This is a genomic window from Agitococcus lubricus, from assembly GCF_003051055.1.
Lineage (GTDB): Bacteria > Pseudomonadota > Gammaproteobacteria > Pseudomonadales > Moraxellaceae > Agitococcus > Agitococcus lubricus.
Genome location: NZ_QAON01000021.1, coordinates 1 through 17,816, shown reverse-complemented (window position 1 = coordinate 17,816; position 17,816 = coordinate 1). Strand labels below are relative to the sequence as shown.

The 17,816-nt window shown below is 45.8% G+C and carries 6 protein-coding genes; all 6 read left to right on the top strand.

Features of this window, described 5'->3' with window-relative positions; genetic code table 11:
* The first annotated feature begins 17 nt into the window (after nt 1-17).
* Nucleotides 18-5,303, top strand: coding sequence for a DEAD/DEAH box helicase (locus C8N29_RS14830; RefSeq protein WP_107866855.1), 5,286 nt, complete (start codon nt 18-20; stop codon nt 5,301-5,303).
* Nucleotides 5,300-8,080, top strand: coding sequence for a helicase-related protein (locus tag C8N29_RS14825; protein WP_107866854.1), 2,781 nt, complete (start codon nt 5,300-5,302; stop codon nt 8,078-8,080). Before C8N29_RS14830 ends, C8N29_RS14825 begins: the two co-directional genes overlap by 4 nt.
* A gap of 16 nt (nt 8,081-8,096) precedes the next feature.
* The gene (locus tag C8N29_RS14820) at nt 8,097-12,521 is read left to right on the top strand and encodes an Eco57I restriction-modification methylase domain-containing protein (RefSeq protein ID WP_107866853.1); all 4,425 of its coding nucleotides are present in this window, start codon (nt 8,097-8,099) and stop codon (nt 12,519-12,521) included.
* Between the two features lie 10 nt (nt 12,522-12,531).
* Nucleotides 12,532-14,457: a coiled-coil domain-containing protein gene (locus tag C8N29_RS14815; RefSeq protein ID WP_146164479.1), complete on the top strand. Its 1,926-nt coding sequence runs from the start codon at nt 12,532-12,534 to the stop codon at nt 14,455-14,457.
* A gap of 29 nt (nt 14,458-14,486) precedes the next feature.
* Complete coding sequence (locus C8N29_RS14810; RefSeq protein WP_107866851.1) at nt 14,487-17,153, top strand: ATP-binding domain-containing protein; 2,667 nt, start codon at nt 14,487-14,489, stop codon at nt 17,151-17,153.
* Between the two features lie 84 nt (nt 17,154-17,237).
* Nucleotides 17,238-17,783 (top strand): hypothetical protein, encoded by a 546-nt coding sequence (locus tag C8N29_RS14805; protein ID WP_204509371.1) that lies wholly within the window; start codon nt 17,238-17,240, stop codon nt 17,781-17,783.
* Nucleotides 17,784-17,816: the final 33 nt, after the last annotated feature.

The following is a 17,816-nucleotide window of genomic DNA, read 5'->3' as shown; positions in this document are numbered from 1 at the left end:
TTGGATGGAGCATATTAGTGAAAGATGTATTTTTGTTTAGAGATCAATTAGTAGATGAATATAGTACGTTTTCACGAAGTTTTACTCGTATTGCAGCCCAAGATATTAGAGATGAGTTAGAAAAGCAATATGCTGAGGGCCGTTATTGGCCAGAACCATTGGTGCAGATTAATCCGAACTATCAACGTAAAGGCACTGTACAACAATTAGTTACTAGTGGACTATTGCATCGAGATTGTGCCGAGTTGTTTAAAATTGGTAAAGCAGAGGATAACCCGCAGCCATTGCACCTCTATGCACATCAGTTACAAGCACTAGCTAAAGGACAAGGAAAGCAGAGTTATGTTGTCACAACAGGCACAGGCTCAGGTAAGTCATTGTCTTTTTTTATTCCAGTTATTGACCAAATTTTAAAAGCTAAGGATCAAGATAAAACTGCTCGTACTCGTGCGATTGTAATTTATCCGATGAACGCTTTGGCGAACAGTCAACTTGAGGAATTAGATAAGTTTCTGCATGGCTATTCGGATGATAACAAGCCATTCTCAGTAGCACGATATACTGGGCAGGAATCGAAAATAGAACGCGATGTAATTGCTGATAACCCCCCAGATATTCTGCTGACCAACTTTATGATGTTGGAGCTAATATTAACGCGTTTTGATGAAATTGATCGTCGTGTGGTTGACCATTGTCAGGGCCTAGAATTCTTAATTTTGGATGAGTTACACACGTATCGAGGACGTCAGGGGGCTGATGTCGCTTTATTAGTTCGCCGTTTGAGGGAACGTCTGCAAGCAGAAAATCTTGTTTGTATAGGTACCTCAGCAACTATGTCCAGCACAGGTAGTTTGGCAGATAGAAATAAAACAGTCGCAGACGTAGCTAGCAAACTTTTTGGCGCATCTATTAGTGAGCAAGACATTATTGGAGAAACACTTGAGAGGGTGACTGATCCACTAAAAGATGTTGCTGCTATCAAAAAATATTTAGCAGCCTCATTAGTGTGTCCTGAGTTTTCTTGGAGTGATTTTGATGCATTTAGAGCCGACCCATTGGCTATTTGGGTTGAGTTGAATCTGGGCATTGAGCTGCCAGATAATGAGCCACCACGCAGAGCCAAACCAATGACAATTCGGGCAGCGAGTGAAAAGCTAGCGAGTGATGCGAGTTGTAGTATCGATGTTGCTCGCGATGGCTTACAACGCTTTTTGATAGCAGCACATGAGGTCAGAACACCACAAGGTCGTCCTCCCTTTGCATTTAAGTTACATCAGTTTATCAGTGGTCCTGGCAAAGTACTTTCAACATTAGAGTTGCAGGGAATTCGTCATATCACTTTGGATGCACAACGTTTTGCGCCAGGCCGTCAAGATGAAGGTGCTCATCTTTATCCTGTACACTTTTGCCGAGACTGTGGTCAAGAGTACTTGCCAGTCTGGCAATCAAAACAAACGCCTGTGAATTATACCCCGCGAGAAATCGATGATATTGCGTCGGATGATAACGAAGATGTCTCTTATGGATTCCTTTGTCCAGCAACGTCAAATTTGTCTTATCGAGGTGATGTTGAAGATTTGCCAGAGACTTGGCTAGACTTGAGTCGCGATCAACCCAAAGTCAAACAAAATTATAAAAAAGCCGTACCGTATCCAATTAGTATTAATGTTCAAGGGGTGGAAGGACGAGGTGAGTCGTTTTGGTATATTCCTGGTAAATTTCGTTTCTGTTTGAATTGTGGTCAAATACATGAAGCTCATGGTAAAGATGTCAATCGTTTGGCGAGTCTTTCGGGTGAAGGGCGATCCTCTGCCACAACTATTTTGACTTTGACCGCTCTCCGTCAGCTATTCAATGAGCCTATACAGACGAATGGTCAACCTGATCCACGTAAGCTTTTAGGATTTACAGATAATCGTCAAGATGCAGCATTACAGGCTGGTCATTTCAATGATTTTGTTTTTTTGCTGACCTTACGTGCGGGTTTGATTGGTGCATTGCAAAATAGCCACGGCGAGCTTGGCGAAGAGCAGTTAGCCGATGCTGTATTCAAGGCTCTTGGGTTTCATCAGTTGGATGAGGCAACACTTGTTGAATACCTACGTACCCCAAAACTGATGGGGCTTGCCCGACAAGAAGCCCAACGTACATTAAGGTATATTATTGGCTATCGCTTGTTGCGTGATTTGCGGCGTGGTTGGCGCTTCAATAATCCGAATCTTGACCAGTTGGGTTTGTTGGAAATTAAATATCGTGGTCTGGATGATTTTTGTACTGATTCTGCTGCTTTGGGTAATCAGCATGGTGTACTTAGACAGTTGAGTGCTGAGCATCGAGTAATTTTGTGTCAGGTTGTTTTTGACACAATGCGACGTAGTTTATGTTTGGAGACGCGTTATCTTGATGCTGTTGAGCAAGACAAAGCGCGTACTAGTGCTTTTACCTACTTGAATGAGCGTTGGGCTTTTTCACCAGATGAACAATTAGAGACAGCTAAGTATCTCATTCTAGTGAAACGTCCACAAAATGGTGGCCCAAGATCGGATCTAGTGACTGGAGGTTCTCGGTCACGTTTGCTTCGTGACGTTAAGAGAGCGGCCTTTTGGAAAGAAACAGTTTTTTCTGGACAAGTTTCTAATTGGAAAGACCCAGAGTGGATCGAATTAGTTGAAGCTCTATTTCAGGCCGCCATGCTCTATGGCTATGTTCAGAAACATTCTATTGATCAGCAATTAATTGGTTGGCGGTTGAATGCGGCAGCACTTGAGTGGTGTTTACCTAATGAGTCTTTAAATGTAGAAGATACCCGAGCCAATCAATTTTTTCGTACACTTTATTTGAATGTTGCCGATTTGTTGCTTCATAAGAATCATCCTTTATTTGATTTTGAGGCGCAAGAGCACACTGCACAGGTTGATGCAGGTCGGCGTCAGCTACTTGAGCAACGTTTTCGTTACACTGAGAAAGACCGTAAAGATTGGGCATCTAACCCTGCACATGAAACACCACTAGAGCGTTTGCCTGTCATGTTCTGTTCACCCACTATGGAATTGGGAGTTGATATTTCGGCGTTGAATACCGTCTATTTGCGAAATGTGCCACCAACTCCAGCCAACTATGCTCAGCGTAGTGGTCGTGCAGGTCGCTCTGGTCAACAAGCTCTGGTAATTACTTATTGCGCTTCATTAAGTCCTCATGATCAATGGTTTTTTAATCATGCTAATGAAATGGTGCATGGTGTTGTGCGTGCTCCAACGTTAGATTTAGCTAATCGCGATTTGGTAGAAAGTCATCTTCAAGCGGTTTGGCTAGCAAATACCCATATTGCCCTTGATGTGAGTATTGCACCTATGTTGGATCTTGATCAATCAAACAAACCGCTCCTTAAATCCTATCACGATGCGTTGAATGATCCAGATGCTATTCAGCGAGCCAAAGCTAGTGCGAGTCGTGTGATTGCTCAGTTGCAGCAAGAGTTAATTGGTAGTGATTGGTTTAAAGCCGATTATGTGGAGAAGGTTATCGAGCGAGCACCTCAAGCATTTTCGGATGCCTTGGAGCGTTGGCGAGTCCTATTTGATGCCACACGTACACAGATGAACATGGCTGACCAGATCGTCAAGAGTCATACAGCATCGCATAGCGAGCGACAAAATGCCCAGCGCCGTTATGGCGATGCGGCTAAGCAATATGCCATTTTACTTAAAAATGGTAATACTCAGAATTCTGATTTTTATACCTATCGCTATCTGGCAAGCCAAGGCTTTTTGCCTGGTTATAACTTTCCGCGATTACCTTTGATGGCTTGGATTCCCGCTCGTGGTGGTGCAGCGGTAAATGGTAGGGAAGATGAAGGTAGTATGGTCAGTCGGCCACGCTTTCTCGCTTTATCAGAGTTTGGTCCACGCAGTTTAATTTATCATCAAGGCCGAATGTACCGAGTTGTACGTGCAAAGCTAAACGTAGGTAATGCCGATCATATTTCGGGTAATAGTCAATTAGCCACCATTGCCTCGTTAGTTTGTAGCCAATGTGGGTATGGTCATCTTGGTGATGTGGGTGGAGCACTGCCAATAGTCAATCGTTGTGAGAATTGTGATGCACTTTTAACAGAACATGATTGGGTTCGTGAATTATATCGTATTGAAACTGTAGAAACAGTCGCTGTCGAGCGTATCTCTATTAATGATGAAGATAGGCAACGCCAAGGTTTTGAGCTACAAACTACTTACCGATTTTTACCAACGGCGGATGGAGTTATTCAGCAACGTAAGGCGGAGGTCATGCTGGATGAAGAAATCTTAGCTGAGTTGACTTACGCTCCTGCTGCTCGATTATGGCGTATCAATCGTGGTTGGCGTAGGCGAAAAAATAAAGAACAACTGGGTTTTTATATCAATCCAATTACGGGTACTTGGAGTAAGCAAGATGATCCCAGTAGCGATGAAAGTGATACTAAAGATGAAGCACTGCTAGATAAAGTATCCAATCAACGTATCGTGCCTTTTGTCGAAGATCACCGTAATCTGTTAATCTTAACACCCGTTCACGCGCTGTCTATCGAAGCGATGGCAACTTTGCAGGCTGCATTAAAGCGCGGTATTGAGATGACCTTTCAGATTGAAGAGTCTGAACTGGTTGCCGAACCGTTACCTAAAGTGGATGAACGTCGCGCACTGATGTTTTATGAAGCGGCTGAAGGCGGTGCTGGGGTGTTGACCCGTATAGCCAGTGACCCTTCGAGTCTGGCACAAGTGGCTGGTAATGCACTCAAGCTATTACACCATAATGTACCTCAAGGGGTGTGGAAACTGGAAGATTTACCTGAGTTGGAGCAAACCAATGCTTTGGGTAATCGCATTTGCGAAGCGGGCTGCTATCAATGTCTTTTGTCCTATTTCAACCAGCCCGATCATGACTACATAAATCGCCGTAATACCGATGCACTCAAGGTATTAGTGGCATTGGCTAATGCCGAAGTAAAGCCGAAGAGTATCCCAATATCATCAGCCGATAACTCTCAAACGGACGATAGTTTAAATTTATGGTTGCAAGCCCTAGATGCAAATGGACTGAAGCGACCTGATGCCATGCAGGTGTCCGTAAATCAAGGTGCGGCGATTGCAGCAGGCCAATATAAATCGGCACGTACACTGGTATTTCTCAGTGACGTTGATGTTACAACAGCCACTATGCTTGCTGATAAAGGTTGGCAAGTGTTGAATTTTTCTGACCCATCGCAATGGCAGGCACAGTTTGCTGTCCATGCCGATGTGTTTGGCAATAGTGAGAATACACAATGACTCAGCTTGAACAAGACTTCATGCCTGGCAACTTAGTTCGTGCGCGTGGACGTGAATGGGTGGTACAAAGTGAGTCCCGTCGTGATTGGCTACGTTTGCGCCCATTGGGTGGAGCGGATGATGATATTATTGCATTGATTCCAGAACTGGAGTTGCAACCAGTAGAGCCAGCGACGTTTGCTTGGCCACAACCCGAACAAGCAGGTAATCACGCGGCGGCACGTCTATTACGTGATGCTTTACGTCTCAAACTCCGTGCTGGTGGAGGCCCATTTCGCTCGTTCGGAAATATTGCGGTAGAACCCAGAGGTTATCAGTTGGTGCCCTTGTTGATGGCACTACGTTTAACAACGGTGCGTTTGCTGATTGCTGATGACGTGGGCATTGGTAAAACCATTGAGGCAGGACTGATTGCCCGTGAATTGATGGATCGTGGTGAAATTGCCCGTTTAGCCGTACTGTGTCCACCACACTTGGTAGAACAATGGCAAAGTGAACTGGAGATGCGCTTTAACTTACAGGCAGTGGCACTGACATCGGCTTCGGCATCGCGTGTCGAGCGTAATTTACCTCATGGTATCAGTCTGTTTGATTATTACCCTGTGGTGGTGGTGAGTTTGGATTACATCAAAAGTGAACGCCACCGTGAACATTTTTTGGCTATTGCTCCTGAATGTGTGATTGTCGATGAAGCCCATACCTGCGCCAGTAGCGGCACGGGCAAGCAATTGCGTTTTGAACTGTTGCAACGTTTGGTGAAAGATCCTGACCGCCATTTGATTATGTTGACTGCTACGCCACACTCAGGCGACGAAGCTGCGTTTTATAATCTATTATCTTTGCTTGATCCACGTTTTGTTGCGTTGCAACACCAAGTATCAGCAAGTGATCCATTGCGCCAAGAACTGGCACGACATTTTGTGCAGCGTCGTCGTAAAGATATTGCCGAATGGCAAGCTGAAACAGGCGATGGCCGAGGATTTCCACGTCGCTTGAAAACTGAAGTTACTTATCAATTGAGTGGTGATTGGGGTGTTTTCTTTGACTCGGTGCAAGACTATTGCCGTGAACTTGCGGAGAACATTGAGCAGCAAGGCGAGGGACGTGGTCGATTGATTTGGTATGCCACACTGGCCTTACTGCGTTGTGTAGCTTCATCACCAGCCGCTGCTGTTAAATCACTCACCACACGATTAGAAGGCAGTTTTGATAACGATGATTTGTTGGCTGATGAACGCTTGCATGATGGTGAAGCCGATGATCTTGATAGTAACGATCTGGAGCCTCCAGCCCAACTGGAAGATGCTAGCCGCCTACAAAAGCTGATTAGTGAGGCTCAACGCTTATCTGGTAAAGCGGGCGACCCTAAATTGGCATCACTGATTCGGCATGTAGATACGCTGGTAAAAGAGGGTTATCACCCCGTTGTGTTTTGTCGCTATGTGGCGACCGCCCACTATGTAGCGGAGCATTTACGCAAAGCATTTCCCAAGGTTACGGTTGAGTCAGTGACTGGCGAATACACACCCGAAGAACGGCGTGAACGTGTAGAAACGATGGAAGAGAGCGAGACACGCATTTTGGTGGCTACGGACTGTCTGTCAGAAGGTATTAACCTGCAACATCTGTTCACGGCAGTGATTCACTATGATCTGGCTTGGAACCCCACTCGCCACGAGCAACGTGAAGGCCGTGTCGATCGTTTTGGCCAACAAGCTGCCGATGTACGTTGCACGATGCTCTATGGTCAAGATAATCCCGTCGATGGCTTTGTGCTAAATGTCATTATCCGTAAAGGCGAAACCATTCAAAAAGAATTGGGTGTTTTAGTACCGATGCCAGAAGACGAAGCCCGTATTAATCAGGCTTTGGTAAAAGCAGCACTGATGAAGCGTAGTAGTAATCAGAATCCATCCCAAGGCAGTTTGGATTTTGGCGAACCTGAGCGCCTGCTTGCCCCCCTACAAGCCCAATGGCAGGATGCACTAGAAAAAGCTAAGGCCAATCGTACGGTATTTGCGCAACGCCGTATTAAACCTGATGAAGTTTTACCAGAGTGGCAGAAGCAGCAAGATGCCCTTGGCACGCAAGCTGATGTACAACGTTTTGTCCAAAGTGCCTGCGCTCGTCTTAATGCACCACTGGAGTCTGTCCGCCAAGCGCATTTTCGTTTTTTGCCACAACATTTGCCCGAAGCCTTACGCTTGCGACTAGCCGATGAAGGTATTAGTCAGCCGCTCTTACTGGATTTTAATGAACTACATCGCAGTCATCCGCTGGTGAGTGTATTGGCTGAGCATTTATTAGAGGCAAGTTTGTCTGGTGAAACAACGCTCGCGGCTCGTTGTGCGGCCACCTTGACCGATAGCGTTGATGTTGTCACCACCGTGTATCTGTTGCGTTTGCGTCATCAATTGGGGTATGTACGCCGTCGTCAGCCATTCCAAATGATGGCAGAAGAAACGGTAGCTTTGGCTGTTGCTGGCCGCAGCAATCCACAATGGCTAGAGGGCGATGCCGTAGCACAACTGTTGGAGTGCATCCCTACGGGCAATTTGCCCCCCGAAGCCATGCAACGTGAAATACGTACGGCACTGAATTTTTTGGCGAACCATTCGCAACAATTGCAAGTTGTCGCCGAAAAACGTGCCCAAGCCTTGTTGGCTGATCACAAGCGTGTGCGCGAAGCGGCTCGCGATGTGGGTCAATACAGCGTGAATGCGTGTTTGCCTGTTGATGTGATGGGCGTTTATGTGTTACTGCCTGATGCACTGTAAGAAATAAAGAACGAATATGAAAAAAATCCGTAAATCACAGGCTGTACTCAACCTGCCAACCTTAACGCTGGAAGGCAGTCTGTTTCTACCCGATCAGTTGGCCAAAGCAGCCCTTGGTAATGCCCAATGGCAAACCGATGCCGACTATGAACTACCCAAAGGACTTAAGCTGAAAGACGAATACAGCCGCGCTTTTCAGATTGCCTGCGCACAATGGAAACATTTTGCCTCTCAACTTGAGCGTTCTGATGTCGATGCGGCGGTACTAACAAACACTTTTGTGCATGAGTTGTTGCGTGATGTGTTTGGTTATAGTCATTTACAAGCCAGTTCTGGTATTCGGCTCGGAGAACGTGATTACCCTGTCAGTTTTATGGCAGGTAGTGTACCTGTCGTAGTTGCGCCGCATACGCTAGCCTTGTTTGAGGCTGACACACGTTTTGCTGTTTCTGGCTCTGGTATGCGTAAAAAATCGGCTTTTATGCTGATGCAGGAATTGCTAAATGCCAGTGCAGAGCATTTATGGGGGATCACCTGCAACGGCAAGACTTTGCGTCTGTTGCGCTATGCAGCGACATTGACACGCCCTAGCTTTCTTGAGGTGGATTTAGCGGATTTGTTGGGTGGGCAGCGCTATGCTGAATTCGCCAATATTTGGCGGCTATTCCATGCCAGTCGTGCCAGTGGACAACCGACTGAGTGTATTTGGGAAAAATGGCGTACCGCAGGACAAGAAGAAGGCACTCGTGTGCGTGATGGTTTGCGTGTTGGTGTGACGGATGCGTTGTTGCGGCTAGGAGAAGGCTTTATCCAGCATCCCGCCAACGAGGCTTTACGCAGTGCATTGCATGAGGGAACGCTGACTAAAGATGCGTATTTTCAGCAATTATTACGTTTGATTTATCGCTTGATTTTTGTCTTTAGTGTGGAAGAACGAGGCTTATTGCATCCTAAAGATGATAGCAAGCCTGCTCAGGCTGCCCGTCGGGCTTATGCTGAGGGGTATGCGCTGGCACGTCTGCGTGATGTATGCCTAAAACGCCGCGCTAACAATCGATTTGATGACCATTGGCAGGCCGTGCGGATTATTTTTAAGGGTTTAAGTGAGGGTGAGCCGCGTTTGGCGTTGCCTGCATTGGGAGGATTGTTTGCCCACAGTCAATGTCCTGCATTGGATGCAGCCAGTTTAGATAATGCGCATTTATTAGCGGCCATTAAAAACCTGCGTTGGGCTACGCATAACCGCGTACTTGCGCCTGTTGATTACCGCAACATGGGGCCAGAAGAGTTGGGCAGTGTTTATGAAAGCCTATTGGAGTTAGTGCCTGATATTGATTTGCCTGCGCGTCGTTTTGGGTTTGTTGGCCTGACCAGCGAGGGCAGCACCGCAGGTAATGCCCGTAAATTAACGGGCAGTTACTACACGCCCGATTCATTGGTGCAAGAGTTGATTAAGTCTGCGCTGAATCCAGTGATTGAACAACGTATTGCTGCTCAACCGCATAATCCTGTGGAAGCCTTGTTGTCTATTCGGGTGATTGACCCTGCCTGTGGTAGTGGTCACTTTTTGTTGGCGGCTGCGCGCCGCCTAGCCGAAAAGCTGGCGTTATTACGTGCTAGTGATGGTGTGCAGAGCGAACAGGATTTTCGTCATGCGCTACGTGATGTGGTGAGCCGTTGCATTTTTGGTGTTGACCGTAACCCGATGGCGATTGAGTTGGCGCGCACGGCTTTGTGGCTGGAAGGTTTTGAGGAGGGGCAGCCGCTAGGCTTCTTAGACCATCATTTGCAAGTAGGCGATGCCTTACTTGGCCTAACCGATTTGAAAGTGTTGGAAAAGGGCATTGCTAAAGATGCCTTTAAGCCGTTATCGGGTGATGACAAGGATGTGTGCAAACAATTGGTCAAAATCAATAGCAATGGCCTTAAACAGTTTGTGAAGGACTTTCAGGGTAAACAACGCTTGCTTGACCTGAATGCCAGCAATGAATTGAAAGCCTTGCAGAGCATTGAAGCCCTGCCAGAAAACACCACCAAACAAATTGCGACTAAAGAAACGGCTTACCGTGCGTTTTTGGAGCAGGTGAAAACGGGACGTTTGGCGCACGCAGCCGATGTGATGGTGGGGGCGTATTTGTTACCCAAACGTGAAGACAGGCAAAGCCGTATTCCGACTAGCGTGACCTTGTATTTTACCTTACAAGCAGATGAATTGCCTGCCGACCACAATCAGGCATTAGCGGCGGCGCAAGCCGCTTGTGCCGAAGCGCGTGTGTTTCATTGGCCATTGGCATTTCCGCAAGTGTTTGCGGGCGGTGGTTTTGATTGCGTGCTGGGCAACCCGCCGTGGGAGCGTATTAAGCTGCAAGAGGAAGAGTTCTTTGCGACCCGTCATCGGGATGTGGCAGAGGCTAAAAACAAGGCGGAGCGTAGCCAGCGTATTCAGTGGTTAAGTGAGGGAATGCTGGCCAAGCATTTATTTCCGCAGCAGGAACATCCGCCGCACGAGTGTGAAGCGGAGCAACGTTTATATGCTGAGTTTATTGGTGCGCGGCGTACAGCAGAGGCGGCGAGTTTGTTTGCACATGTGAAGGGGGATGATGGTGGGCGTTATCCGTTGACGGGTGTAGGTGACGTAAATACCTATGCGTTGTTTGCTGAGACGATTAGCCAAATTACCCACGCCAGTGGTCGGGCGGGGTTTATTGTGCCGACAGGTATTGCGACGGATGATAGTACCAAAGACTATTTTGGCCATATTACCCAAACTGGCCGTTTGATTAGTTTGTTTGATATTGAAAACCGCGAAAAACTGTTCGCCGCTGTTGATAGCCGAATGAAGTTTTGTTTGCTCACCTTGGGCGCGGCAGACCAAGCGGAATTTGTCTGTTTTGCCACGCAAGTAAGCCAGCTTGCTGACACACGCCGCCGTTTCACGCTTACGCCAGACGAGTTCCGTCTCATCAATCCCAACACCTTGACTTGCCCCGTGTTTCGCAGTGAGCGTGATGCTGAGCTGACCAAAAAACTGTATCGTGCTGCACCAGTTTTGATAAATGAAAATCAGCCAGAGGGTAATCCTTGGGGGATACAACCAAGAAGGGCTTTTGATATGGCAAAAGCTGAGGTTGTAAGCGAGTGTTCGAAATATCCACAGCCAAAATTCGTCACAATGTACGAAGCAAAACTTATCCATCAGTTTGACCACCGTTGGGCTACTTATACGCCTGACGGAAACAGCCGTGACCTCACTAGTATCGAAAAGTTTGACCCTGATTATAGAGTTACTCCTCGCTACTGGGTGCGCAAGTCCGAGGTAGAGCAGAGTTTGAATGATAAAGGCTGGCCGCGAGGGTGGCTGATGGGCTGGCGAGATATTTGCCGTGCTACTGATGAGCGCACTATCATTGCGAGTGTAGTACCTAGGGTGGGTACAGATTTTACACTGCGCATAAACATTGGTAGTGTCGGGCTTCAAGGTTCACGTTATGCGCTTTTACTTGCCAATCTAAATTCTCTTGTTCTTGACTTCACTGCTAGGCAAAAAATAGGTGGCACACATTTAGCAGACTTTATTATTAAACAACTTCCAGTAATTCCACCCACTCATTACTCTGAGGTTGATGCTGAATTTATCGTCCCACGCGTGCTTGAACTCACCTATACGGCCTATGATCTAAAACCGTGGGCGCAAGACTTAGGTTACAACGGTGAACCATTTGCCTTTGACCCCAAACGCCGTGCCGTTTTGCGTGCCGAGTTAGATGCCTATTACGCAAAGCTTTATAGCCTTACCCATGATGAACTGCGCTACATTCTAGACCCTGCGGATGTCATGGGCGAAGATTATCCCAGTGAAACCTTTCGTGTGCTTAAAAACAAAGAAATGAAGGAGTTTGGCGAATACCGTACCCAATGGCTGGTGTTGGATGCGTGGGATAAATTAGAAAGAGGAGAGCTTTTTGATGTTGCTCCAGTCACCATGCCAACGCCTCGTCGTAGGATGCCTTATACAGCGTATTTCCCCGATTCAGTCCCTTGTTGTGATGCCGAAGATTGGCTTGCTGGATTGGTATGCGACTTAATCCTTCAGGCTGGTCAAATGCCAGAACAGCAAATACACAGCATCTTGCTTGCCAGCATAGAGACTGAGTACTCAACAGCCTTGGAACAGTGGCGTACCTCAGAACGATTATCACGCCTGCCGTTAGTGATGAAGTGGTTGCATCAAGTGTTTGCAACGCCTGTTGGAAAAATGCTAGAAATTAAACAGCATGATAGCGCACTAACGGAGTTGCTTGGAGATGAGCGTACAAAAGCACTGGCAACGCAACTACTAGAGGCATATCAACACCAGCAACAAATCTTAAAAGCACTCGATCAGCAACAAGCCACTACAACAGAAACGGCTGCACTGCAATCCATGAATAAACGTGCGTGAGACCAATGGAATGAATACTGTAACGCGTGGACTACCTCGAACTAAACCCAAGGTATGGGTGGAGACCCTATGGTTAATTGGCTCAATCGAATCCATGACACTGTTGCGAGAGATTCCTTTACGCCGTGGTTTAAACCTGATTTTATCCGAGCCTATGGAAAATAGTGTTGGTCATGGTGTAGGTAAAACCGCATTTTGCCAATTGCTGCGTTTTGTTTTGGAAGACCCACAATGGGCAACAGGAACGCCATTGCGAGATGAATTAAAGAGTACTATGCCCGATGGAGCCGTGGCAGCGCGTGTGCATATTGGTGAAGAAATATGGACAGTACTGAAGCCGTGGACGCACCAAAAACAATACCGTGCCGCCAGAGATACCGACTGGCGTCAACTGGCTAGCGGGCAATTCATCAACCAATACGAACAATATACTCAGACATTTCATCATCAATTTATTGAGCCTCTACCTGTTCAGACACTGCTAGGTTCGGGGCAAGCGCTGCAATGGCAACATATTTTGGCGTGGTGTTCACGGGATCAGGGTTGCCGCTATCAAAGCTATTATCATTGGCGTACTGAGGGCACAGGTTTTACTCTCCCAGCTCAGTCACCCGCGTTGGTTGTCAAACTGGTATTGGGATTATCTGAGACAACCACTGAGCATCAGCTTGAAAAAACAAAAGCAGCACAAAAACGCATAGACGGAGAGATTGCAAATTTGCTACGGCGTTCTACAGACTTGCAAGCACACGTTAAGCACCAATTGGCTGCTGTGTTAGAAGTGGATAATGCGTCCCCATTTCGTGCGGCTTCATTGTTTGATGAGGTTTCATTGCATGGTCTTGCACAACAGCAAATCGCTAAGTGTATCGACGAGATACAGACATTAGAAACAAATAGAAAGAATATGAAGCAACAACGACAGGCACTGCAAGAATTTAGAGTACCAATCTCAAACTCAAGAAAAGCGTTAGCTAATGAAATTGCACAGTTAGAGTCAGCTATTCAAGGTAATGTTGCAGCAGTCAATCGGTTAAAAGAAGAGCCTGAAGCCTTACAGGCATGTTTGGGGCAGTTGTGTGTGTCAGGAGATCGTCTGAAACGAGATTGTGATTACGTTCAAAATCGGATCAAAACACTACAATTTACTTCGTTTCATAATACCCGTGAACGTAATCATGACAATATAACCAAACGGGAAGAATTGGCTAAACGTCAGAAACAACTGTCGAATATTGATCAGGAGCTTGCTCCATTGGATAGAGACTTAATGTTGCTAAAGAACGATATTGATGAAAATGACTTGAGAAAATTAGAAATATTAGTGCGAAAAAAGCAATTGGAAAATGCAATCAAAGAATATGAATTTTACGAAAAAATATCCAAAGACCCAACACAATGGCAAGATGTGATCAGTTTGAAAAATCAGCAGGCCGCATTAGAAACAGAGCAACAGCAATTGCTATTGCAACTTCATGATGAGTGTTCCCATTTTACAGATCGTAAAAAAAGCATAAATTCATTGGTGGATTCAATCGCCAAACGCTTGCCAGGGTTTGCTTGGGGTGTTTTTAATGAGCAAGAAAAGCACCCATTTCATATGGGCCCGAGTCACTCCACGACTTATGGGGTACTGGAAACACTTACGGGTGATATAGTTTGTTTGTTGGATAGCCGTAACCCTGAAAGCTTTCATCCAAGCTTTTTGTTACATGATTCACCACGCGAAGCAGAAATGAATGAGTCGTTGTTTTGGGCTTTGATCGCCTGTGTAAACGAAGCAGAACAGTTGCATTTCCAATATATAGTCACAACATCAACAAAAGCCCCAGAAGCGTTTGAGAAAAATGTTCGTTTGCGGCTAAATAGTAGTGAGGAAGATGGATTGTTGTTTACTAAGCGTATAGGTGTGGAAGTTAAGCCGCTAGCTATTTAGATCATCACAATAATTAAGAGGGGAAAATAATGAATCAGTCCGATTTCCAAAGTTTGGCAAATGAGTCTTTGAATACCTTTGCTGAGATTGCATCTACGGCAGTAAATAAGCTTAATTCTCAAAGCTCAGTTTCTCCCCATATTTTTGCAAGTGGTAATACGTTCACTGGAGGGGAAGCCTTTGGTAATCTAGACGACATCCAGCAAAAAAATCGTGAAAGTTTAATTTCTTTACAGCATGAGCCAGCCATTGCTAGGTTAGTTTTGGAAGATGAGTCTGGCGAGCAACGTGTATTCTATATTGCTCGCAAAGGAAGTTTGATACTAGCTTCGGGCAAGCAATTAGCCGCTTATGGTTCACCTATAGGCCGTCTTGCAGAAGCACCTGTTGGCGAAGAGCGTAGTGTACAACTACCTAAGGGTAAAAAATCTTTCACTCTCATCGAAAAAACCAATTTTGACCCTCGTTTTTTAGATAACCAGTGGGACTCAATACGTAATCAATATCGGCACATGGAGCTTGGGGTTTTTTCTATCGAGTCCTTACGTGCCTTATTGCAAGCTCAAGATATTGATGCCAGTGATGAACTAGACCGTATGCTTGAGCAGGCCGAGACTGCTAGCTTAGTCAATCAAGGTATTACTCACCAGATACGTATAGCCATGGGCTTGCGCGATCAGCCAATTCTAGATCAGTTCCAAGGTGATATTTTTCGGTTACCGCTAGATAGCCAACTTATTATTTTGGGACCACCAGGTACTGGTAAAACGACTACTCTAATTAAACGATTAGGGCAAAAAATTGATCTTGAAAATCTGGAAGAGGACGAAAGTCGGATTGCCAGCTTATCTGGGCAATTAGGCCTACATGCCTCCAATTGGTTGATGTTTACACCTTCAGATCTGCTCAAACACTATTTGAAAGAGGCGTTCAATAAGGAACAGGTGCCAGCTTCTGATGCGCGCATCAAAACTTGGGGCGCTTATCGAAACGACATTGCACGCAACACAATGGGTATACTGCGTTCAGCTAATACAGGACGCTACACACTTAAGCCTGATATGGAGAACTTGAGTGCCGAAATTATTACAGATCCAAGGAAATGGTTTGAATTATTTAGTGCCTTTCACGACCAACGCTTGCGGTCTCAACTGCTCGAAGGAGCTGAGATAGCAAAAGATGCAGCACCAGTAAAAGGCCAAGCGATTGCTCAACAAATATTGAAATTTACGGAAAGATTGGCAGGACTAAGCTGGATGGAGATATATCGTGAGCTTGGCTTGTTTGAGGAGAAAATCAAGGCAGCACTGGAAGAGTCCAGAACGGTGACAGATGATTTACTCAAAAAAGAGCGTAATCGCCTTTACAACGCTGATAAAGAAATATTCTTACGTATGTCAAAATTATTGGCCGAGCTTAAACTTGAAGATGAACCAGATGAAGAAGCTGAGTTCGATGAGGACGAGCCAGAAATTTCTACTCAGACGTCAAGTGATATTCAAAAGGCGGTAAAAGCCTATGTTTCAGCTTTGCGAACATTAGCAAGGAGCCGATATCGCAAGCGCAGTATGCCCAAAGCTTCGCGTGCTGCACGCATTGTGGACTGGCTTGAAGTCAATATACCTGCTGAGCCTGTACTTTTGGAAATAGGCCAACGCATCAGCTTTCAGAATGGATTGCGACGCTTCGTAAATGCATTTCGGAGATATGTAGCGGATGTCCCTGCGAGCTATCAGGCATTTCGAAAGCAGCATGCAGGAAATCTAAATTTATATAAAGAATCTCCAGTAAGCCCTTTGCATCTTTGTTCGACCGAGTTGGATGCAATTGTGCTGCTCATCTTGCGTAATGCTAGAGAGCTTTTATTACAAGATTATATTGCTCGAGATATAACATCCGTACGGTTTGAGTCATTACGTAACCTGTCTACTTTGTTCCGTACCCAGATCATGGTGGATGAAGCAACAGACTTCTCTGTCATACAACTCGCATGTATGGAGGCACTAACCTCTCTTCATACCAGATCATTTTTTGCCTGTGGCGATTTTAATCAACGTATTACCACAACGGGTATTCGCTCTAAAGATCAATTATCTTGGGTATCCCCCCGTATTGTAGAAAAAAATATTACTCTGGTTTACCGTCAAAGTAGGGCGCTTAATATGTTTTCTGGTCAGTTATTGAAGCTACTAAATGGTGACTTGAGTTCACACGGAGAGCTTCCAAAGGAAAGTACACATGAGGGTGTTCAACCAGTATTACTTGAAAACGCTAGTGTGGACAGTGCGGTGGAATGGATTGCCCAACGTATTAAAGAGGTAGAAAGCTCAGTCAAACTCATGCCAACAATTGCAGTACTTATGAATGCAGAGGAAGAGGTGAAGCCTATGGCAGAGAAACTTTCAGCTCATTTGGAGGCCATCAATCTAAGAGCTGTGGCATGTGAGGAAGGGCAAATATTGGGTGAGGGTGCAGATGTCCGAGTTTTCAACGTGCAGCATATTAAAGGATTGGAATTCGAAGCAGTATTTTTTGTGGGTGTAGACCGATTGGCGGAATATAAACCAGAATTATTTGATCGTTATCTCTATGTTGGAGCGACTCGGGCGGCAACATACTTGGGGCTAGTCTGCTATCAAGAGCTGCCATCCAAAATGGATGAACTACGAAGCGAGTTCGTTGAAGAATGGGTCTAGGAATTCGATAAAGTCAAAATAAGATTGGCTTCTGTTGGTTAAAATAATGGCGAAAACTAACAATGACAGGCAGATGCAAGATTTATGAATCTTCTGCAAAGTACGCTTATTGAGAAGGTTGGCAACGATAACGGCTTTGAGCATATACTCGTCTCTGAACCTGATGGCATTACCTTAGCTTCTGCACGTCACGCTAATCGCGCTGTGATATGTTTGCAAAATGGGACGTACTACGTGCGTTTTAAGACGGATTCCTCATCGCTGTTGCCTGAATTACAGCGTAGTTTTCCAACAATGATGGCAGCAGGGGGCGATGTATTCCAAACTGCTACCGAGTCTAATCTTGCTGTGCTTTTGCGACGAGCAGCTAGTCTCTCTCGCGCACTCCCTAATCAAACGGTGATCAATTTTCAGCAGGCCGTATCCGCTGAATTAGCTGATCTTCCCGCAGGTATTGTTGGTACCGAAGTTGAGCGCATGGTACGTCAGCGAGTGGGGCAGAATAAATTTCGGGATGCGATGCTAGATTACTGGGGAGGTGCGTGCGCAGTGACGGGTGTTACTATCCCTGATCCTAGCCAGAAAATTAGACAGTTGTACCCTCTAAAAGTAGTAGATGCTTTTGCATAAAAGCATTTGGACTCAACCAGCCATTGGCTGAAT

What these genes read in the sequence shown, in the direction of transcription:
- C8N29_RS14825 (WP_107866854.1), top strand. Translation starts at nt 5,300, where the DNA reads ATGACTCAGCTTGAACAAGACTTCATGCCTGGCAACTTAGTTCGTGCG.
- C8N29_RS14820 (WP_107866853.1), top strand. Translation starts at nt 8,097, where the DNA reads ATGAAAAAAATCCGTAAATCACAGGCTGTACTCAACCTGCCAACCTTA.
- C8N29_RS14815 (WP_146164479.1), top strand. Translation starts at nt 12,532, where the DNA reads ATGAATACTGTAACGCGTGGACTACCTCGAACTAAACCCAAGGTATGG.
- C8N29_RS14810 (WP_107866851.1), top strand. Translation starts at nt 14,487, where the DNA reads ATGAATCAGTCCGATTTCCAAAGTTTGGCAAATGAGTCTTTGAATACC.
- C8N29_RS14805 (WP_204509371.1), top strand. Translation starts at nt 17,238, where the DNA reads ATGAATCTTCTGCAAAGTACGCTTATTGAGAAGGTTGGCAACGATAAC.